This is a genomic window from Comamonas sp. SY3, assembly GCF_041730275.1.
In the GTDB taxonomy this organism is placed as follows: Bacteria; Pseudomonadota; Gammaproteobacteria; order Burkholderiales; family Burkholderiaceae_C; genus Comamonas; species Comamonas sediminis.
Genome location: NZ_JBGTYN010000009.1, coordinates 172,976 through 192,474, shown reverse-complemented (window position 1 = coordinate 192,474; position 19,499 = coordinate 172,976). Strand labels below are relative to the sequence as shown.

The 19,499-nt window shown below is 60.6% G+C and carries 13 protein-coding genes and 1 tRNA gene; 3 read left to right on the top strand and 11 right to left on the bottom strand.

The genetic code is table 11. From position 1 onward, the window contains the following. The first annotated feature begins 152 nt into the window (after positions 1 to 152). Positions 153 to 243: transfer RNA gene (locus ACCQ08_RS14125), tRNA-Ser, on the top strand. A 285-nt stretch (positions 244 to 528) separates the two neighbouring features. Here the strand turns inward: ACCQ08_RS14125 and ACCQ08_RS14120 are convergent. Beyond that, positions 529 to 903 carry a hypothetical protein gene (locus ACCQ08_RS14120; protein WP_373450171.1) on the bottom strand — a complete coding sequence of 125 codons (375 nt, stop codon included), beginning with the start codon at positions 901 to 903 and terminating at the stop codon, positions 529 to 531. A 277-nt stretch (positions 904 to 1,180) separates the two neighbouring features. On the opposite strand from ACCQ08_RS14120, the gene ACCQ08_RS14115 reads away from it, so the two are divergent. After that, the gene (locus ACCQ08_RS14115) at positions 1,181 to 1,423 is read left to right on the top strand and encodes a hypothetical protein (protein ID WP_373450170.1); all 243 of its coding nucleotides are present in this window, start codon (positions 1,181 to 1,183) and stop codon (positions 1,421 to 1,423) included. A 649-nt stretch (positions 1,424 to 2,072) separates the two neighbouring features. Beyond that, complete coding sequence (locus tag ACCQ08_RS14110; protein ID WP_373450169.1) at positions 2,073 to 3,617, top strand: hypothetical protein; 1,545 nt, start codon at positions 2,073 to 2,075, stop codon at positions 3,615 to 3,617. A gap of 407 nt (positions 3,618 to 4,024) precedes the next feature. Here the strand turns inward: ACCQ08_RS14110 and ACCQ08_RS14105 are convergent, their stop codons facing one another. The 10 genes from ACCQ08_RS14105 to xseA all read right to left on the bottom strand — a co-directional run bounded on the left by ACCQ08_RS14105 (position 4,025) and on the right by xseA (position 19,042). Then, positions 4,025 to 5,509 (bottom strand): sensor histidine kinase, encoded by a 1,485-nt coding sequence (locus ACCQ08_RS14105; protein WP_373450168.1) that lies wholly within the window; start codon positions 5,507 to 5,509, stop codon positions 4,025 to 4,027. Next, the gene (locus ACCQ08_RS14100; protein ID WP_373450167.1) at positions 5,506 to 6,216 is read right to left on the bottom strand and encodes a winged helix-turn-helix domain-containing protein; all 711 of its coding nucleotides are present in this window, start codon (positions 6,214 to 6,216) and stop codon (positions 5,506 to 5,508) included. The genes ACCQ08_RS14105 and ACCQ08_RS14100 overlap by 4 nt, the downstream gene beginning before the upstream one ends. A 114-nt stretch (positions 6,217 to 6,330) precedes the next feature. After that, positions 6,331 to 6,969: a sulfite oxidase heme-binding subunit YedZ gene (locus tag ACCQ08_RS14095; protein ID WP_373450166.1), complete on the bottom strand. Its 639-nt coding sequence runs from the start codon at positions 6,967 to 6,969 to the stop codon at positions 6,331 to 6,333. 9 nt (positions 6,970 to 6,978) lie between these two features. Beyond that, complete coding sequence (msrP, locus tag ACCQ08_RS14090; RefSeq protein ID WP_373450165.1) at positions 6,979 to 7,959, bottom strand: protein-methionine-sulfoxide reductase catalytic subunit MsrP; 981 nt, start codon at positions 7,957 to 7,959, stop codon at positions 6,979 to 6,981. A gap of 1,501 nt (positions 7,960 to 9,460) precedes the next feature. Further along, positions 9,461 to 11,914 (bottom strand): TonB-dependent siderophore receptor, encoded by a 2,454-nt coding sequence (locus tag ACCQ08_RS14085; RefSeq protein WP_373450164.1) that lies wholly within the window; start codon positions 11,912 to 11,914, stop codon positions 9,461 to 9,463. A gap of 279 nt (positions 11,915 to 12,193) precedes the next feature. Continuing rightward, entirely contained in the window at positions 12,194 to 13,270 is a 1,077-nt protein-coding gene (locus ACCQ08_RS14080) for a FecR domain-containing protein (protein WP_373450163.1), read from the bottom strand. Then, positions 13,267 to 13,902: an RNA polymerase sigma factor gene (locus ACCQ08_RS14075; protein WP_373450162.1), complete on the bottom strand. Its 636-nt coding sequence runs from the start codon at positions 13,900 to 13,902 to the stop codon at positions 13,267 to 13,269. Before ACCQ08_RS14075 ends, ACCQ08_RS14080 begins: the two co-directional genes overlap by 4 nt. Before the next feature lie 473 nt (positions 13,903 to 14,375). Continuing rightward, entirely contained in the window at positions 14,376 to 16,622 is a 2,247-nt protein-coding gene (locus ACCQ08_RS14070; RefSeq protein WP_373450161.1) for a TonB-dependent receptor, read from the bottom strand. A 230-nt stretch (positions 16,623 to 16,852) separates the two neighbouring features. Continuing rightward, positions 16,853 to 17,434, bottom strand: coding sequence for a superoxide dismutase (locus tag ACCQ08_RS14065; protein WP_021026539.1), 582 nt, complete (start codon positions 17,432 to 17,434; stop codon positions 16,853 to 16,855). A 252-nt stretch (positions 17,435 to 17,686) separates the two neighbouring features. Further along, entirely contained in the window at positions 17,687 to 19,042 is a 1,356-nt protein-coding gene (xseA, locus tag ACCQ08_RS14060; RefSeq protein WP_313330769.1) for an exodeoxyribonuclease VII large subunit, read from the bottom strand. Positions 19,043 to 19,499: the final 457 nt, after the last annotated feature.

Below are 19,499 nucleotides of genomic sequence, written 5' to 3'. Positions count from 1 at the left end.
GCACGCCTGGAAAGCGTGTGTGGGTTAATAGCCCACCGCGGGTTCGAATCCCGCCCTCTCCGCCAGTCAACAGGTGAAATTGTCAGCCAAGCTGTCCACGCTTGGCTTTTTATTTCCTGGCCACCACAGGATGTAAAACGTACAAAACATGCGGAGAGGTGGATGAGTGGTTTAAGTCGCACGCCTGGAAAGCGTGTGTGGGTTAATAGCCCACCGCGGGTTCGAATCCCGCCTTCTCCGCCAGAACACTGAAAAGCACCCCTTGAGGGTGCTTTTTTTATGCCTGTGGCCCGTCCGAAATAGCGTTGACACGTTGACCTTATTCGAAGGTAAGCGAGATGGAGTCATCGCCTATAAGGACACAAGCCAACTACACACCGGCCCATGAGCCAGGCTTGGTCGAGTACGCAGGATAAAACCAGGCGATGTAAGCAGGCAGAACCCAGATACCGCCCTTAAATCACATCGACGCTATGGCAAAAGCCACATCTTTTGGAAGCTGTTATAGGTGAGACTGTGGCCTCCCAGTCAAGGGACCAAGGACGCCTTGACCAACTTCTGGATCTTGTAATGCCAAGCCTCGACGATGACACGGCTTCCGTCTTTGAAGATCACCGTAGCAACGATGGTAGTGCCCTGGGTGAATGACAGCCCACCGGCAAGAAGCAGGCCGACGACCAGGCCTAAGCCAGCAGCCAGGAAAAATCCCAACAGCCCTAGAATCACAGCCAGTATCAGAAACATGGAGGTGCTGAACCCCTTGCTTTTCACCGTTTCGGTTTCCACCGAAGCAATCTCGCTCTTTGGCACATGCTTTTTCACAGCGCCATTTATCGTCAGGCTTCCATCGTCGTTGACCACAAGGCTTCCACCTGTTCCGTATGAACCACCAGTGATTCGCATGCACCCCTCCTTTTGGAAAGACGCATGCTACCAAATGTCAGCCGATTCCTTTGTTGATGCCCCAATGCAGCCAAGTCCATCGCTGGGCGCGTCGCGAAATTCTCCTTCCAAGCAACCTCTTCGGGACTGACGAGATCAAGCACGGACAAACGGCGGTGTACATCAGCACGATGCAGATGAAGCACCGCATCCCATTTCACCCCCTTGCGGCAATTAGGTCATTGACGCCCCGCGCAAGCATCTGACCCAGACGAAGAACGGCAGCAATTCCCGCAACGTGTTCTTCTACGAACCCGATGGCAAGAAGGACAACCTGCAGCTGATACCCATCAGCGAAGTAGATGCCAAAGATGACGTCTTGAACATCATCAACAGCAGCCGCGACGATATGCTGGCCTCGCACCGGGTGCCGCCGCAGCTTATTTGGATACTGCGAGACAATACGGGCTGCTTCGGTGATGTGAAAAAGGCTGCGATGGTTTTGCGGGTAATGAGATCACCACCCTGCAGAGCGACATAGCCTGGTCGATCAGCGCACAGGCCCGCCGGTAGGTGGTGCGCTTCAAGCCCTACCAGGTGAACGAGGATTAGGCCGCCGAGTGGCGCCGCCGCCATTTGACACCCAGGCACCAGAGCCCGCCCACGCTAGCCCGGCACCACTGCACACTCCCGGCCCGTGCCGCACTCACCGCCAGCCAGGCATCCAGTCCCACAGGCCGGCTACAACGCGGGTCTTTTGCATGGGTACCTCACCACGCCCCTGCCCCGCGCCAGGCCGACACTACATACCCCGCTGCCCCCGCTCGCTTAATAGGTCGCACTTGTCGGTACCGCTGACCATGCTGCTTTCCAGCGCTTGTGGTGCTTGGCGGGGCATCTCACCCCATTTTCAAGTGTCGGAAAACTTCGAGTTTCATCGGTTGAATACCAAGGTTGTTCACGAAACCTTACATAGCTTGCTTCAGACAAGCGTCATGAAGTGGAGAGTTGGACTGAGCGTACAGATGGCGCAGCACGTCGGTGGAGCGCTTCCTTGAGCATCTATCCGCTAACGCCCGGCTAAAAAGTTCCATAATGCTCGCAGAAACATCAACCTGAGCATGCATATGTTGCCGACAAATCTAGCGTTTTTGAGGGTAGTTCGACGCGCTGAACGTCAAGACGACGAGGTGTTGCAGAAGACCTTCGTCGACATTGGCCCAGTCTCTTCGACGCTTTCATCACTTGATCACCAAATCATCTTTGGAAGGCGTGGCACGGGGAAAACTCATTTGTTGTCGGTGTTGCGACAAGCGCGCAGCGCCTCTGGAGAAGTAGTAGTGCAGCTCGACATGCGGACTATCGGCTCCACAGGAGGAATTTACTCTGACCCTTCATTAAGCCTCCCTCAGCGCGCTACGAGGCTTCTTGTTGATGTGCTAGCGGCCATCCATGGGGCGCTGCTTGATCAAACCGGCGATGACAACGCTTTGATTCACTTGGGTGATAGCGGCAATGCGCTCAATGATTTCTATGGTGCACATGTTTCGGTAAAAGTTCAAGGCACCACAACCATTGAATCTTCTCGAACCCAAGAAGAATCATCTTCACGGGATAATTCACTCGGCCTCAAAACTAATTTCTCTTCCGCAGAAGTTGAAGCAGCAACGAAATCGGGTACTTCAAGTAAAGCAGTCGATGGTGAAAGGCATGAAGTTATTGGAAAAGAAGTTTACAGAGTCAACTTTGGCAATGTCGGAGTCGCAGTAAGAGCCTTAGTCAGAACGCTGCCCAATAAAAGACTCTGGCTTTTAATAGACGAGTGGAGTGAGATTCCTCTTGATATACAGCCTTATCTTGCTGACTTACTTCGCAGAGCTCTACTCCCAACACGCGGAGTGACGATGAAGATCGCTGCGATTGAACAGCGAAGCCGATTTATGATTCCTGACCGTGATGTGGGAAACATTGGTTTGGAACTGGGTGCGGATGTGGCGACGGCACTCAATCTAGATGATCATATGGTGTTTGAAAACGACGAGGCTACCGCAGTCGGGTTCTTTCAGAATCTTGTTCTTAAGCATGTTCAAGCTGCATTGGAAGCAGAGGGTATGCCAGCGCCGAAAGACGTGGAGCAACTTATATCTGAAGGATTTACTCAAGCCAACGCATTCGCGGAAGTGGTAAGAGCTTGCGAAGGTGTCCCAAGAGATGCCATCAATATTTTGAGCCAAGCAGGCCAAAAAGCTAACAAATCAACGATATCTGTTAATGACGTCCGCTTCGCAGCACGGCAATGGTACCAAGCATCTAAAGACGGTGCAGTTAGCGCGTCCCCTCAAGCTAAAAAACTTCTCACTTGGATAGTTGATGTCGTAATTAAAGAGCGTCAAGCAAAAGCATTTCTACTGGAGAGCTCTTCCAAGGACGATCTCATTGATTACCTCTATGATGAACGAGTGTTGCATTTGCTGCGAAAAGGGATATCCGCCAAAGATGAAGCAGGAAAAAGATTCAATGTATATGGAATCGATTATGGCTGCTATGTAGATCTAATCAACACCGCAAAAGCGCCAAAGGGATTGCTAGATATAGGAACCACTCACGCGGAGTTTTCTGCCAATATTCCTCACACTGACCTTCGAGCCATTCGCCGATGCGTTCTCAATTTAGATGATTTTTACAATCAACAAAAGCCGTCACAAAAACCGCAACAAGATCTCTTTGAAATTTAATTCATCTTGCGGCCATGTTAAAAATCATTTTAAAAACTTGATTTCACTGAACAGTGATAGCAATCGCAATACTACCAATCGTTATTCGCAGCTACATTCAGAGCGGTAAGCCAAGCGGCGCATATCTAGCTGAAATCGCGAGAGAATCCGTTGCGAAAAAGCCAACATATGTCTATCAAAGCATACTGGACGAACTCAGTTTCTTAACCCGCGCATTGATCTACAGAACCGAAAAATTCATTTCAAAGCGATATTTTTAGTCAATTTTTAGCGACCGCCTTCTCCGCCGCAAGTGAAAAAGCCAGAAAAGATTTGTGAATCTAGCACTATCAGAGACGCAAAAAGCAAAGGCTGCAAATTTCGGTTTGCAGCCTTTCTTGTTTCTAGCGTGACGCTTTTCGGTAGCCTTAGCGCAAATAAAACCGAAACCGCGCCCCCTCATCCCCCGCCCCGCTCAACAGCTCAATCGAGCTGTCATGCAACTGCAGAATGCGGTGCACGATCATCAAGCCCAAGCCACCAGACCGCCCATCGCTGCGGCTGTGCATGCGGCTCAACGTGGGGCGTTCGAACAGGCTGTCGCGCAGCGCGGGGGGGATGCCTGGTCCGTTGTCCTGCACCGTTACGCTGATAAGGCCATGCTCTGCGGCACGCAACTCCACCTGGATATCGCCGCCTTGCGGCGTGGCGCGGATGGCGTTGTCGATCAGGTTGACGAGGACCCGTTCGAGCATGCCGAGATCAGCGGTAACGGGGGGCAGATCCGGGTCGATCACCGCGTGCAGGCGCTGCGCCTTGGCCTCGGCGGCAAGCTCAAACTTCTGGAACACATCCTGCAGTAGATCGGGCAGAAAAAAGCGCTCGGGCTCGGGCTTGACCACGCCGTATTCCAGGCGCGCCAGCTCAAACAGTTTTTGCGCCAGGTCGCCGACCTTGCGGCTTTGGTCCAGTGCAATGCCCAGGTAGCGGCGGCGCTCGTCGGGCGACAGCACATCGGCCTTGAGCTGCAAGGTTTCCAGATAGCCATGCAAGGAGGTTAATGGCGTGCGCAAATCGTGGGAGATATTGGCGAAGAGCTCGCGCCGCTGCTGGTCTTGGGTGCGCAGCTTTTGCCACTGCTCCCAGGTGCGTTGCGCCAGCTGTGCAAAGGCCTGGCTGAGTACGGCGATATCGGCACCTCCGTGCGCGGCCTGCTGCAGCTTGGCCTGGGCTTGGGGCAGATCGGCCAGGCCGTCGGTTTGCAGCTCTTGCACGGCTGCCGTCAGGCGCCGCAGCGGCCGGGTGATCATGCCAAAGGCCACGGCTGCTGCGACTGCGCCCAGCACCACGACGACCAGCAGCGACCAGAGCAGTGTGCGCAGCGCGCCATCGCTGCTGACGCGCGCTGCCAGGCTGTCACGGCCCTGGCCTTGCAGGATCACATAGACATAGCCCGACCGGTGGCCGCCCTGCATCAACGGCGCTGCACTGAACACCTTGCGCTCCGTCATGCTGCGCGGGTCATCACCCAATACCGGCAACGCCGCGCCGCTGAACAGGCGCTGCAAGGGCTCCAGATCGACCTTTTGGCGCAGTATCCGTTCTTGCGGCGCATCGTAGGCCTGGATGGCGCCACTATCATCGAGCAGGTAGACCTCCACGCTCGGATTGACCTGCATCAGCTTGCCAAACAGCTCGCGGCTGGCTCCGGCGTTCAGGCCATCGGCACGCATCAACTCCGGGTAGCGCGCGATGCGCGCGGCCAGATCCTGCGACAGGCGCTGCACCACCTCTTGCTCGCGCTGGTCGGATACCCGCATCTGCAGCCAGACCGTGGCCGCACTGCAGGCCAACAGCAGCAGCACAAAGACCACGCTCAGGCGCTGGGCCAAGGTGGCGGATGCGAGCTTCATGGCGTCTCCTCCGCCCATTTGTAGCCATGGCCCCAGACCGTCAAGATGCGCTTGGGGCTGCCAGGATCGGCTTCGATCTTGGTTCGGAGTCGGTTGATATGGGTGTTGACCGTGTGCTCATAGCCATCATGGCGGTAGCCCCAGACCTGGTTGAGCAGGTCAAACCGGGAGAACACCTTGCCGGGGTTGCGCACAAAAAAATGCAGCAGGTCAAACTCCCGAGGTGTCAGCTCGACCTGGGCGCCGTCGGCTTTCACCTCGCGCGAAATGGGGTCGATCTCCAGATTGCCCAGCACCAGCACACCAGCATCCAGCCGGGCGTTTTGCGCCAAGGCCTGGCTGCGGCGCAGCAGCGCGCGCACCCGTGCCACCAGCTCCAGCACCGAGAACGGCTTGGCGAGGTAATCATCCGCGCCCAGTTCCAGCCCCAGGATACGGTGCATCTCGCTGGAGCGGGCACTGGTGATGATGATCGGCACGTAATAGGCCATCGCGCGGGCGCGCCGGCAGATCTCCAGGCCATCCACTCCGGGCAGCATCAAATCCAGCACCAGCGCATCCCAACCGCCCCGCTCCAAGGCCTGCATGCCCGCATCGCCGTCGGCCATGTGCACCACTTCATAGCCTTCGTCGCGCAGATGCAATTGCAGCAGCTCGGCGATGGGGGCATCGTCTTCCACGATCAAGATACGTTTGCTGGGATTCATGCTGTCATTGTGCGGTACAGGCGATGGTCTGCTGGCATCGGCAGCCAGCTGCAAACAGCCCATCGAGCCTGCAGGCAGCGGCTGCAAAAAAAGTGTGAAGCGGACTGTCGCTGGTCAGGCCCGGGCCGCCTTGGCGGCCGCCTGCATCTGCTTGCGCTTCTGGAACACCCAGCGCGCCGCCAGCAAGCCGGCCAGGATAAGCCCGTACAACCACACCTCGGCAAAGTTGTTCTTGCCGGCGCGCATCCACCAAAAGTGCAGCACTGCCAACGCAGCCGCGCCATACACGGCGCGGTGCAGCATCTGCCAGCGCTTGCCGCCCATGCGCCGGATGATTCTGGGCACCGAAGTGACGGCCAGCGCGAGCAGGATCAGCCAGGCCAGGGTGCCTATCAGTATGAACGGACGCTTGACCAGATCGTCGACGATCGCGGACCAGTCCACGCCCATGTCAAACACCACATACGCCAGCCAGTGCAGGCTCGCATAGAAGAAGGCATACAGGCCCAGCATGCGGCGATAGGCTGCCAGCGCGTTCCAGCGCAGCCACTGGCGCAAGGGGGTGACCGCCAGCGCAAAGCAGATAAAGCGGATGGCCCAGTCGCCCAGCGAACGCAGCAGCGCCTCGGCTGGATTGGCGCCCAGGCCATCAGTGGCAGCCAGGTAAAACAGCCAGGCGGCGGGCACCAGGCACAACAGGTGCAGCAGCAGCCGCTGCACGGACTTGGCCGAGAAACGCGAGGAGTTGGGCATGGGCAGGTATCAGTAGTCTTTGCGCAGATCCATGCCAGCGTAGAGCTGCCCCACCTGGGCCTCGTAGCCGTTGAACAGCAAGGTCTTGTGGCGCTTGGCAAACAGACCGCCTTCACCAATGCGGCGCTCGGTCGCCTGGCTCCAGCGCGGGTGCGGCACATCGGGGTTCACGTTGGAGTAAAAGCCGTATTCATTGCGCGCTGCCTTGTTCCAGGCGGTGCCGGGCTGCTTCTCCACCACACGGATGGTCACGATGCTCTTGGCGCTTTTGAAACCGTATTTCCACGGTAGCACCAGGCGCACCGGCGCGCCGTTTTGCGGGGTCAAGGTCTTGCCGTACATGCCAAAGGCCAGCAGGCTCAGCGGGTGCATGGCCTCGTCCATGCGCAGGCCCTCGGTGTAGGGCCAATCGAGTACGCCGCTGTTCAGGCCCGGCATCATCTTGCGGTCGGCCAAGGTGACGAACTCCACATACTTGGCGCTGCCTTGCGGCTCGACCTGGGCCAGCAATTTGGACAGCGAGTAGCCCAACCAGGGAATCACCATCGACCAGCCTTCGACACAGCGCAGCCGGTAAATGCGTTCTTCCTGGGCGCTGAGCTTGAGCAACTCTTCAATATCAAAGGTCTTGGGTTTGTTGACCAGGCCTTCGACCCGCACCGTCCAGGGCCTGGTCTGCAAGGTGTGGGCATAGCGCGCCGGGTCGCTTTTGTCCAAACCGAACTCGTAGTAGTTGTTGTAGGTGCTGGCATCCTGGAAGGAAGTCGGCGTCTCCATCGATATCGCCCCCGGCACCGTTGAGCGGACCGTGCTGATCGGCTGCGTGCCATCGGACTTGGCCGCTTGCGCCCAGGCCCCTCCTGCGGCCAGCGCGGTACCGCCTGCCGCGCCGAACTTGAGCAGGTCGCGGCGGCTCATATACAGATGCTGAGGCGTGATGTCGCTGCTGCTGCTGTGGTCAAAGCCCGCGTTGTTGGTACGTATCAGCATGGGTATCGCTCCTGAAGTGGGTGGATGCAGATGAGGCAGGCCAGCGGGCCTGCCTCGGTTACCTCTAATAGACACCATCTGCAACGCAAAGATTTCAAGCGCTGCTCAGTATTTGTTAAACAAAAAGTTATAAATGGCCAGCGAGGGGGCCGTCTGTGGGCAGCGCTTCGGAGCGCAGCCGACGGACAAGGCCAGCGCAAGCGGAGCTCACCGCACGGCAAAAGGCCACCCCATTCTGAGATGGCTGCAGCGGCCTGCGCTATCGGACAAGCGCTACAAGATACACAACCCGGTTAGGCACGTAGAGGACCTGATGCAAAAGCTGCTTGGTGCAAGCTGGGGGGGCATTCCCGTCCGTTGATAGCGATGCAAGACCAATCATGGCGATCTTCTGGAAGCGGTGTAGCCAATGACAAGCCTGCCGCACAGCCGGGACTGAATGGATCCGCCCTGGCCGTCAATTCCTCATACGTGATGGCTACGAACGGTCGATCCCTGTGAAGGTCTGAATCGGCACAGAACCGCATCTGCGGATCAAAGATGAGAGGCGCCACATGGGGCGGGACGTCCGGGCCTGCGTTGTAATAGCGTGTCGCTGCTGGGTGGTCCAAGTCCGTCAGCGGGCTGGCATGGAACCCCTCCTTGAGCGGATCAGCCTCGAGGTTCACGAACAACAGTGGCTGCGAAGCGCTGAACTGCGGCAATACCTCGGGGTTATGAGAAAACTCAAGACCATTGTGAGTGCTTTTTTCCAACGCAGTGAATGGGAAGGATGCGGGTGACTGCTGCGCATTCGGGCTTGGTTCGGCTGAGCGAAACCGCATGCCTGTGTCGACCGTGTCGTTGCGCAACGAGGAGTCCGTCATAGGGGCCACTGCGTGTGCATGGGCGGCAGCGCTTGCCAACAGAATGGCAGTCGTAGTGATGGATCGGATAAACACAGATATGCTCCTGTATAACCAAGACATTTAAAAAAATACCCTGATGCTTATCATCAACGGCATTTTAATAATAGGCGATCCATCCTCATCGAACACACAGCATTTGTTGAAAATTGAAATGCGCTCAAACTGTTACCCATTCAGTCTATAAGCTGCCATTGATCACAGCCGCAGACGATCTAATAATGCTACAAAAGCTCTCTATAAATATAATAATTTCCAACATCCCACCAGGCGCCTATCGGTTGAATTGTCTTTCAATTCAACGTGACAACCTTTGCGCAGCCCTCATCACCGCAGCTATTTTTCACAACGGTGAATTCGACGACCAGTAAAATATAAATAGCTTGGTTACTTATATTTTTTGCATTAGACACCACCAACAAAGTGGCTAACAACAACTACAAGGGCTATCCAGCCCCCACGCCAATACAACCAACAATGGGCAGCCATCAATGCCAATGCGCCTTTTAGAGGGCGAAACCATATTCCCAGGCGCAAGCCGGGGCTTGGCGCTAGACCAAGCCCGAGTCGATGCTAAACGCCTATAAAAACGCCGCTCAGAAGTCGTAACGCGCACTCGCCGTCACACTTCGCGGTGCGCCCCAGGTGTACTGCACCCGGCCAAAATCGCGCATGCCGGCAAAGTAGCTTTTGTCCAGCGCATTGCGAATGTTCAAGTTGACGCTGAGCTTCTGGTTGACCTGGTAGCGCGCCATCAGATCCAGCACCCAGAAGGCGGGCTGCACCAAGGGGCCGGCAGAGGTCTTGCTTTGCCAGCGGGTGGCCGCACCGATGGTGAGGCCGCCCAGCGCTCCGCCCATGCGGTAGGTGCTGCCCAGCTTGAGCTGGTTGCGGGGCAGATAGTTGCTGTTGCTCAGGCTGGTGCTGTTGAGCACATAGCTGCCCTGGGCCTGCCAGCCGGGGGCCAGTTCGCCCGACAGTTCCAGCTCATAGCCGCGCTTGCTGACACCAGAGACCGAGCGGTAGATGGCCGTGCCATCGGGCATGGTTTCGCCCGTGGCGTAGGCCACGTTGTCGGTCTTCATCCAGAAGTAGGCCAGGCTGGCGTTCAGACGCTTGTCCAGAAACTCGCCCTTGGCGCCAATCTCATAGGTCTGGCCCTCTTCCGGGTCCAAGGTCTTGCCACTGGCATCCAGGGCGCTTTGCGGCTTGAAGATGCTGGCATAGCTGCCGTAGAGCGAGACCTGCTCATGCACATCCACCACCAGCCCCAGGTAAGGGGTGACGACATTGTTCTTCTTGAAGTCGTAGTTCGAGTAGGCGTACGGCGTCAGGTCGTACTGCTCGTAGTTGGTGATGCGGGCGCCGCCAATCACTTTGACCGGGTCGGCTACATTCACGCGCACCGCGCCGTAGACCGAGCTGCGCTTGGAGCTGAAATAGCTGTGGTTGTCGACAGGATAGTTCACGATGTCATCAGGCCGCACAATCGCGCTGCCGCCATCGCTGTAGTCCAGGCCCAGATTGGTGAAGCGCTTGTTGGCCGAGTAGGTGTCCGAGCTGGTGCGGGCGGTATCGGCGCCCAGCATCAGCTCATGGCTGCGGCCCAGCAGCTCGAAGGGGCCACGCAGATCGGCGGCCATGCTGCGGTTGCGGTTGGCATGGTCCTCGGCGCGGCTCAGGTCCACCACCTGGGGCGATGCCGTAAACCAGGAGCCAGTTTCGCCGTACGGCATCTTGGTTTTTTCGGTACTGGCCCGCAGCTTGGCCGTCCAGCCGTTGTCAAAACGGTGCTCCAGGCTGGCAAACAAGGTGTCGGTGTCCTGCTCATAGCCCGACCAGGGCGCGCCGATGTTGAAGGAGCGCGGCTGCAGGCCCAGGAAGTCGCCATTGGCGGCATAGGCCTGGATCATGCTCGTGCTGCCCGCGCCATAGTACTCGCGGTGGCGGTGCACAAAGCCGATGTTGAGCAAGGTATCGCGGCTCAGGTCCAGGTCCAGGGTGCCGTACAAGGTCTGATTGCTGCGCTTGACGTTGTCACGGAAATCATGGCCATCCGATGCAGCGGCCACCAGGCGGCCGCGCAGGCTGCCACGGTCATTGAGCGGGCCACCCACATCGACATCGGCACGGTAGTTGGCCCAGCTGCCCACACCGGCGCCCACACTGGCGCGGAACTCCTGCGTCGGGCGCTTGCGGATCATGTTTACCGTCGCGCCATACTTGCCATCGCCATTGGTGAGGCCGGACGAGCCCTTGAGCACCTCGATGCGGTCGATCTCGGCCATGTCGTCCATGGTGTAGAGCATCTGGGTATTGGCATACCAGCCGCTGGCCATCTGGCGCAGGCCATCGATCTGCAGGTTGACGTTGTCGCCCCGCACCATGATGTTGTTGCCGTCACCCTGGCGGTCCACCGTCACACCGGGGGTCTGCTCCATCACGTCGGTCAAGGTCTGCAGCTTGAAGTCATCCATGCGCTGGCGTGTCATCACGCTGACCGACTGCGGCGTCTGGCGCAAGGTCAATGCCAGGCCGGTGGCTGTGGCGCTCGGCCCGCGCTGCGTGTAGCTGCCGGTGTCTTCTGTGCGGCCATCCTGTAGCGCATCGGCAGTCACGGTCACGGTCTCCAGGGTCATCGACTGGGGCGCTGTGGGCATGCGCTGCAACGTAAAGCTGCCCGGCTGCGTGCTCACTGCCGTCAAGCCCGTCCCTGTCAGCATGCGCGCCAGCGCCTCTGGCGGGGTCAGATTTCCGCTGACGGCCGCTGCCCGCAAGCTCTGCACCAGCGCATCGTCAAACAGCACCTGCTGCTGGGTTTGCCGGCCAAAGGCCTTGAGCCCCTCAATCAGCGGCTGGGCCGGCAGATTGAAACTCTGGCGCGCCGCCTGCGCAGCGGCTTGCGCTTGGGCAGCGGCGGGCAGCACACTGACACCCGCCATCGCAGCCGCTACCAATACGGCCAGCCATCGTGGCCGCAGCACCGGGGCCTGCGCTTTCCCGCGCACCGCCTTCTTCAACGGGCATCCGCCCTCTTCCCCCATCAACATCTCGCATCCCATGGCTCTCGCACTCCCGTGTATTCCTGCATCAATGACAACGGCCCTGCCCGGGCAGCTTTCCCGCTCCAGGCCCGAGTGGACAGGCTGGGAGCGGGCGCTTGCACCAGGCGCCGCTGTGGTTTGCGGCCATTGGCTGGGAATAACAAAGCGGAAGGCTTGGATCCGTGGCTGGCAGCCCGTGTGGCGCTCAGATCTCTGGCGCGCACCTTATGAAGAAGCACAAAACGCCTAAAACATGGAACCCGCGCAAATGAAACAAAATGTTTTTTATTGCCGGCGAATGCGCCAGCCACCTTCGGGCAAGCGCTGCACCCGCACATCGGCCACGCTCGGCAAGGCGAGCAAGAAACGCTCCGGGTCGGCTAAGGCCAATAGGCCCGAGATAGGGATCGCGCGGATCGCCGGATCAGCCACCTCGACGGGGGCATCGAGGTAACGGGCCAGCTCCTGGGTCACCTGCGCCAGCGGCCGGCGCTGAAAATACACCTGGCCGGTGCGCCATTCGGCCACCTCGTCAGCTTTCACCGCCAACTGCCGGTAGTGGCCGCGGGCCGGCTCCAGCGCCATGGCCATCCCCGCCGTCAGCGTCACCGGCTGCGGACTGCCCGGCAGCGTGGAGCGCAGCGCCACCCGCCCCTCTTGCACCTGCACCACCACCTCCGGCGGCGCAGCCCGCACATTGAAGGCCGTGCCCACCACGCGGACCTCGCTGTGCCCGCTGGTCACTGTAAAGGGCTTGTTCGTATCGGGCGCCACTTTGAAAAAGGCCTCGCCCTTGTCCAGCACCGTCTCCCGCCGGTAGGGGTAGTAATGCACCTGCAGGCGGCTGTTGGCGTTCAGCGCCACCTGGCTGCCATCGGGCAAGGCCAGATCGCGCAGCTCGCCGGTGCCAGTCGCAGCCGCCAGGCTGTAGTAAGCCGTGTTGCACCAGTGCTGCCAGCCCATGCCGGCCATCACCAGCAGCAGCAGGGCCGCCAGCAAGGCCTGGGCCGGCCAGCTCCAGCGCCAGCCCAGGCTGGCGCCCTGCGCAGTGCCTTGCCGTGGAGGACGCGCGGACGCAGCCGGCTTGGCCCTTACATCCTCCGCCGAAGTCTGGCCTGCGGAATAAGAAGCTGGAAACATCTGCTGCAGCGCCTGCGCATCCTGCCAGGTCTGTGCGATGCGCGCCAAGGCCTGCGCATGCAGCGCATCCTCGGCCAGCCAGGCATTCAAGGCCCTTTCATCGGCGCCGGTCCAGTCAGGCAGCAGGCGGCGCACATGCCAGTCGCCGGCGGCATGGTTCAGCGCCAGCAGCTGTGCAGGCGTCAGGCTCTGCAACGATCGGGGCGTCTGCGTTGCACTCATAGGGGTGGCTCCTCATCGGCAGCGCTCAGCGCCAGTTGCTGGGCTTGCAGCTGCTGCATCTGCTGGGCACTGGCAAATTGCACGCGGGTTTCACAATAGGCGACGGCACGCGCCAGGTGTTTGACCACCATGCGCATCGAGATGCCCATCTGCTCGGCCGTCTGCTGCACGGTATGGCCTTCGACCCGGTGCAGCACAAAGGCCTGGCGCTGGCGTTCAGGCAGCTCCTGGATGGCTTGGTGCAAACGGTGCAGCCGCTGCTGCTGGGCCGCCTGCTGGTTCACGTCATCGGCACTGCTGTGCAGTTGGGCCTCCATCGCCTGCGGGTGTTCGTCTCCCGATACCAGCTCCAGCCCCCGGGCCTGCGCGCTCTGCTGCCAATCGCGCGCGGCCACGCTTTGCAAGGTCTTGCGCAAATAGGGCTGCTCTTCGTCGGGCTGCAGCACCTTGCCGGTGGCGGCCACCCGTGCAAACACTTCCTGGGTGGCATCCTCCACATCGGCTGCATTGCCAAAATGGCGCCGCAGCATGCGCATCACCGGTGTGCGCCAGCGCTGGTACAGGCTCGCCAGGTGCCCGCCAGCGGGCTCCGGCGCACCCGCCTCGCCATGGGGCAACAGATCAGGCCGCATGGGGCACAAGGCCAGTCCACGCACAGCCGCCCGCACAGCTGCCGCATTCAGCAAACAAATCGCAGATCAAAGAACGGGGCATGGCAGGCAAGAACACAGTCAGCGGACAGGCCAGCAGCGCCAGACCATGGCCCAGCGCGCAGCAAGTTGGAAAAGCAAGGGCAGGCGCACCCTTTCAAATCCGCCTGCTGAAACGCGCGATGCCGTGGCAAAGCGCGGATGCATTGTACTGAGAAGAATTCTCATTCCCATCAAAATGCGCGCTTTTCAACGGCGCTCAGGCCGCGCCTGCCAAGCCCTCCCCTCCCTTATGCCCACCAGTGTTTAGAACTCGTAGCGTGCAGAGAGCGGCGGCGCAACCAGCCATGATGCTCCACATACAGCGTGGCCACATCCGGCATGGCCGCTGCTGGGCTGAGGGGCACGGGACTGGTCACGGTCATGGTTGCACACCATAGTCAGGCAGTCAGCGCTTAGAAATCCACACTGGCGCTGACCGTGAAGGTGCGCGGGTTGGACAGCACCAGGTAGCCGGTGGAACCGACCGAAGCCCAGAAGTTGCGGTTGGCCGCGTTTTCCACACGGGCACGCAGGGTCACCAGGCGGCCATCGATTTCGGTCAGGTAGCGGGCGCCCAGGTCAAAGCGAGTCCAGCCTGCCACCTGCAAGGTATTGGTCGCATTGGCATAGCTGCTGCCGGTAGCCACCGCACGGCCATCCAGGGTCAGGCCACGCACGCCCGGCACATCCCACTCCAGGCCCAGATTGCCTTGCTGGCGGGGCACGCCAATCACGCGCTTGCCGGCATTGGGGTTGTGGCCATCGGCCAGTTGCTTGGCATCCAGCCAGGTGACACCGCCCAGCACACGCAGGCCGCGTGTGACCTGGCCAAACACATTCAGCTCCAAGCCACGGTGGCGGTCCATGCCTTCCGGGCCGTAGACGCCCGAGATGGAATTGCGGAACACGCGCGGCTTGTCGGTGGTGAACCAGGCCAGGCCGGCGCCGATATCGCCACCGTCCCACTTCAGGCCCACTTCCTTTTGCTTGGAGACATAGGGCGCCAGCGCCGCGCCGGCATTGGCCACCGGCAGGCCCGAAGACAACGCCGGTGCAATCTCGCCCGGGGTCAGGCCTTCGATGTAGTTGGCATAGAGCGAGACCCTCTCTGCCGGCTTGAACACGACCGCAGCCATCGGGCTGGTGCGGCTCTTGTCCACCTTGGGCGCCGCAATGCCGGTGTTGTAGGCAAAGGTCTGCGTCTCGATGGTCTGGTGGCGCAGGCCCAGGGTGAGCAGCAGGCGCTCGTCGAACATCGACAGCGTGTCCGACAGCGCCAGGCTCGACAGCTTGATGCGGGCCTGCACGGCCGGATCGTCCAGATCGTTCGAGCTTGCGCCCAAAGGCGGGGCAGCGCCGTAGACGGGATCGTACAGGTTGGTGGCCAGCGCGCTGGCTGCGGGCTGCGAGTAGAAAGCGTTCTTGCGCTTGTCCGAGAACGCTGAGGCGGCCAGCACCAGGCTGTGGCCGATGCTGCCCGTCGTCAGCTTGCCGCGCAGGCCCACTTCGCCGGTGAAGATGTCATCGGCGCGGGTATTGTCAAAGCGCCCTTGGGTGCCGCTGCCGGTGCTGCCATTGCTCAAGGTCAAGCTGGCGAGCGAGTTGCGTTCGCGGCCAAAGCGTGCACCGCCGGCCACCCAGGCCGTGAGACGGCTGTTGATGTCGTACTCGGCGCGCACCGAGCCAAAGCTGTCGCGCTCGTTCGAATAGGTCCAGGGCTGGGCAAAGTTGCGGCTGTTGTCAGGAGCGCTCGGCACCTGGGTCACCGCTGCGCCCAGGGTCACATTGGGGCGTGGCGTGGTCAGCTTGTGGCTTTGGTAGCCCACGTCGGCCGACAGACGCAGATTGCTGGAGCGCCAGTCAATACCCAGGGACACCACACTCAGATCGACGCCTTCGTCGTCGATCGGTGTGTCGCCCTTGCGCTTGGCCACGTTAAGGCGCAGGCCGGTGGCCTGGTCGGGGCCAAAGCGGCGGCTGATGTCGGCCGCGGCATAGCCTTGCGCGCCGCTGGATCCGCCCACGCTGACCCGCGTCAGCGGCTCGTTCGACGCACGCTTGGGCAGCAGGTTCAAGGCGCCACCAATGCTGTCACCGGCAGGCGAGGCGCCATTCAAAAAGCCGCTGGCACCGCGCAGCAGCTCCACGCGCTCAAACAGCTCAGCCGAAACGTACTGGCGCGGCAGCAGGCCGTAGAGGCCGTTGTAGGCAATGCTGTCCGAGCCCAGCACAAAGCCGCGCACAAAATACGATTCCTGGAAGTTGCCAAAACCGCGCGAGACACGCACGGAGGCATCGTTTTGCAGCACATCGCCCACGCTGCGGGCCTGCTGGTTACGGATCAGATCCTGCGTGTAGGCCGTCGTCGAAAACGGCGTGTTCATGATGTCTTCGGTGCCCAGAATGCCGACACGCCCGCCGCGCGCCACCTGGCCGCCGGCATAGGCCTTGGTCAAGCCCTGCGCCGATGCATCTGCACTGGCGTTCACGGTTACCGTCGGCAAGACGCTGTCTTCGGTGGCAGCCGGCGCCGCAGCGGCGGGGGCTGTGTCAGCAGCACCCTCCTGGGTTTGGGCCAGAGCGGGGATAGCGGCAAAAGATACCAGCAGAGCAACTGCGCCAGCCACGGGGTGGAGCGCAAAACGGGAACAGAACAACATACGGACACCAGCGAAGAAGCAAATGAGACTGATTATCAATCATGCATCTGAGCGCCCTGGCAAACGGGTGCAAATCAGGGGCTTTGCCAGAGGCAAGTGTTGCCTGCAGGTGACAGCTTGGCGCCGATGCCCCGCCCTCCTCCAAAAAGCAAAAGGCCGGATGTGGTGCAGCGCACCCTCCGGCCTTTGTCTGATCATGTTTGCCCGGCAACCAGGCCGGGCAACCGCTATCAGGCGAAATTGCTTTCAGCAAACTTCCAGTTCACCAGCTTGTCGAAGAAGGTTTCGACAAACTTGGGGCGGGCATTGCGGTAATCGATGTAGTACGCGTGCTCCCACACGTCAACGGTCAGCAGTGCCTTGTCGTCGGTGGTCAGCGGGGTGCCAGCGGCGCCGGTGTTGACAATGTCCACCGAGCCATCAGGCTTCTTGACCAGCCAGGTCCAGCCGGAACCAAAGTTGCCGACGGCCGACGCCTGGAAGGCCTTCTTGAACTCGGCGTAGCTGCCCCACTTCTTGTTGATGGCATCGGCCAACGCGCCGCTGGGCTCAGCGCCGCCGCCGGGGGTCATGCAGTTCCAGAAGAAGGTGTGGTTCCAGATTTGGGCGGCCTGGTTGTAGATACCACCGGTGGCCTTCTTGATCACGGCTTCCAGTTCCAGATTCTCGAACTCGGTGCCCTTTTGCAGCTCGTTGAGCTTGTCCACGTAGGCCTTGTGGTGCTTGCCGTGGTGGTATTCCAGCGTTTCCTGGCTGTAAGCAGGGGCCAGCGCATCAATCGCGTAGGGCAGTGGTGGCAGAGTGCGTTCCATCGTGGTTTCCTCGTGGTTGGTATAGGTTGCAAAGCCGTCCCGGGCAGTGCTGTCAGGCAATACGCCCGGCGGGAGTCGCAGTGGTCGATTGTAAAAAGGAAAATCGACCCGTTCATGAATACGGGTTCAGCCAGATTACTATGACGACGATAGCATGCGAGCCAGGCCCCACGGCATCAGAATCCACCGCCAATCGGCTCGGGCCGCGTTGCAAGGCAGCCGCCGCCTCCACCGAGAAGCGCCAGACCAAGCTTAGACCAACAAGCGCTGCGTCGCCACCACGTCCACGCTGCCATCGGCCAGCTCGGCATGCATGGCCTTGCCCGGTGTCGCCTGCGTTACCGAGCTCACCACCTGGCCTTGCATGTCCGTCAGCAAGGCATAACCCCGTGACAGCACCTGGCGCGGGTTGAGCAGCTCCAGCCGCGCATGCAGCTGCGCCAGGCGCTGCTCGCTGCGCTCCAGATGGCGCGATGCCGCTGCCGGAAACACGCTGACCAGATGCTGCACCCGCTTGTCCTGCCCATGCAACTGGGCTTGGGCAGCGCCGTGCAGGCGGCGGCCCAGGCGGTCGAGCATCTGCTGCTGGCCGTGCACCAGTGACGAAGGCCTGCCGATCTGGCGCGCCGCCATGTCCAGGCGCTGCTGCTGGCGGTCCAGGTGGCGCTCGACGCCATCGGCCAGGCGCTGCTCCGCCAGTTGCAGCGCGCCCAGCCAGACATCGCGCGGCTGGCAGACCAGCTCGGCAGCGGCCGTTGGTGTTGGCGCGCGCAGGTCAGCGCAGAAATCGGCGATCGTGAAGTCGGTCTCATGCCCCACGCCGCTCACCAGTGGCACGGGGCTCTGCACCACCGTGCGGGCCAGCTGCTCATCGTTGAAGGCCCAGAGGTCCTCCAGCGAGCCACCGCCGCGCACCAGCAAGATGGTGTCGATGGCCACGGCCGGCGCGTCAATGCTCAGACGGGCGTCATAGGCGATCTGGGCCTCGGCCAGGCGGTAGAGCTTGTGCAGCGCCGCCACCATCGACGGCGCGGCCTGCGCGCCCTGCACCAGTGCCGGCACCAACACCACCGGCAGCTGCGGCACGCGGCGGCGCAACGCGGTCACCACATCATGCAGCGCCGCTGCGCCCAGCGAGGTAACGATACCGATGCCGCGCGGCATCAGCGGCAGCGGCCGCTTGCGCTCGCTGTCAAACAGGCCTTCGGACTCGAGTTGCGCCTTGAGGCGCAGGAACTGCTCGAACAAGGCCCCCTGCCCGGCCCGGCGCATACCTTCGACAATCAGCTGCAGATCGCCGCGCTGCTCATAGACCCCCAGCTTGCCCACCACCTCGACCAGCTCGCCATCGCGGGGGTTGAAGTCCAGCGCCTGCGCGGCGCGGCGAAACATCGCACAGCGCACCTGGCCATTGGCATCCTTGAGGTTGAAGTAGCAGTGGCCGCTGGCCGCCCGCGAAAATCCACTGAGCTCCCCACGCACCTCCACCGGGTTGAAGCGCGCAGCCAAGGTGTCAGCCACCGCTCGGCACAGCGCGCCCACATCCCAGATACGGGGGCTGGGGGCGGCGTTGGCAGCGGAGCTGGGCGGGTAGTGTGTGGTGTCCATGAAAGTGGCCGGCTGGGCGGCAGGCCCGGCTCGGCGGAAATAACGATGGGTAGGTCAGGGGTTGCACCGCGGCGCAGCGGGTATGCAGCAGACATGGTAGCGGTTGGGCGGTCCGCCATGGGTGCACCGGGCCGGCCCTTCTCGATCGGATGCCGCCTTTCAGCTATCGAGCGGGCTGCCAATTAGCTGCCAAGACAACCATTGACCGGGGCATTTTTTCCCGTCACAGCAACGACATAGACGCCTTGGCAGCGCCCCCAAATCGCCTTTTCCCACACCTCTGACGGGCAGTAGTCCACAAGAAGGCAGCTCTGTGACAGCGTCATGCATACGTCATACTCTGTAGCACAAAATATTGAACCTACGTACAAGCTTTTGATTTTTCAATATTTTTATCAGCTTATTTTTTAAGCAATCTAAGAAAAACCCCGTAAATTGGGCCATTTTTCCGGCTGAT

Bases quoted from the DNA above. Each gene is read 5' to 3' on its own strand.
- xseA (WP_313330769.1), bottom strand. From the start codon at position 19,042: ATGGACACCACACACTACCCGCCCAGCTCCGCTGCCAACGCCGCCCCC.
- msrP (WP_373450165.1), bottom strand. From the start codon at position 7,959: ATGCTGATACGTACCAACAACGCGGGCTTTGACCACAGCAGCAGCAGC.
- ACCQ08_RS14085 (WP_373450164.1), bottom strand. From the start codon at position 11,914: ATGTTGATGGGGGAAGAGGGCGGATGCCCGTTGAAGAAGGCGGTGCGC.
- ACCQ08_RS14065 (WP_021026539.1), bottom strand. From the start codon at position 17,434: ATGGAACGCACTCTGCCACCACTGCCCTACGCGATTGATGCGCTGGCC.
- ACCQ08_RS14095 (WP_373450166.1), bottom strand. From the start codon at position 6,969: ATGCCCAACTCCTCGCGTTTCTCGGCCAAGTCCGTGCAGCGGCTGCTG.
- ACCQ08_RS14070 (WP_373450161.1), bottom strand. From the start codon at position 16,622: ATGTTGTTCTGTTCCCGTTTTGCGCTCCACCCCGTGGCTGGCGCAGTT.
- ACCQ08_RS14120 (WP_373450171.1), bottom strand. From the start codon at position 903: ATGCGAATCACTGGTGGTTCATACGGAACAGGTGGAAGCCTTGTGGTC.
- ACCQ08_RS14105 (WP_373450168.1), bottom strand. From the start codon at position 5,509: ATGAAGCTCGCATCCGCCACCTTGGCCCAGCGCCTGAGCGTGGTCTTT.
- ACCQ08_RS14075 (WP_373450162.1), bottom strand. From the start codon at position 13,902: ATGCGGCCTGATCTGTTGCCCCATGGCGAGGCGGGTGCGCCGGAGCCC.
- ACCQ08_RS14080 (WP_373450163.1), bottom strand. From the start codon at position 13,270: ATGAGTGCAACGCAGACGCCCCGATCGTTGCAGAGCCTGACGCCTGCA.
- ACCQ08_RS14100 (WP_373450167.1), bottom strand. From the start codon at position 6,216: ATGAATCCCAGCAAACGTATCTTGATCGTGGAAGACGATGCCCCCATC.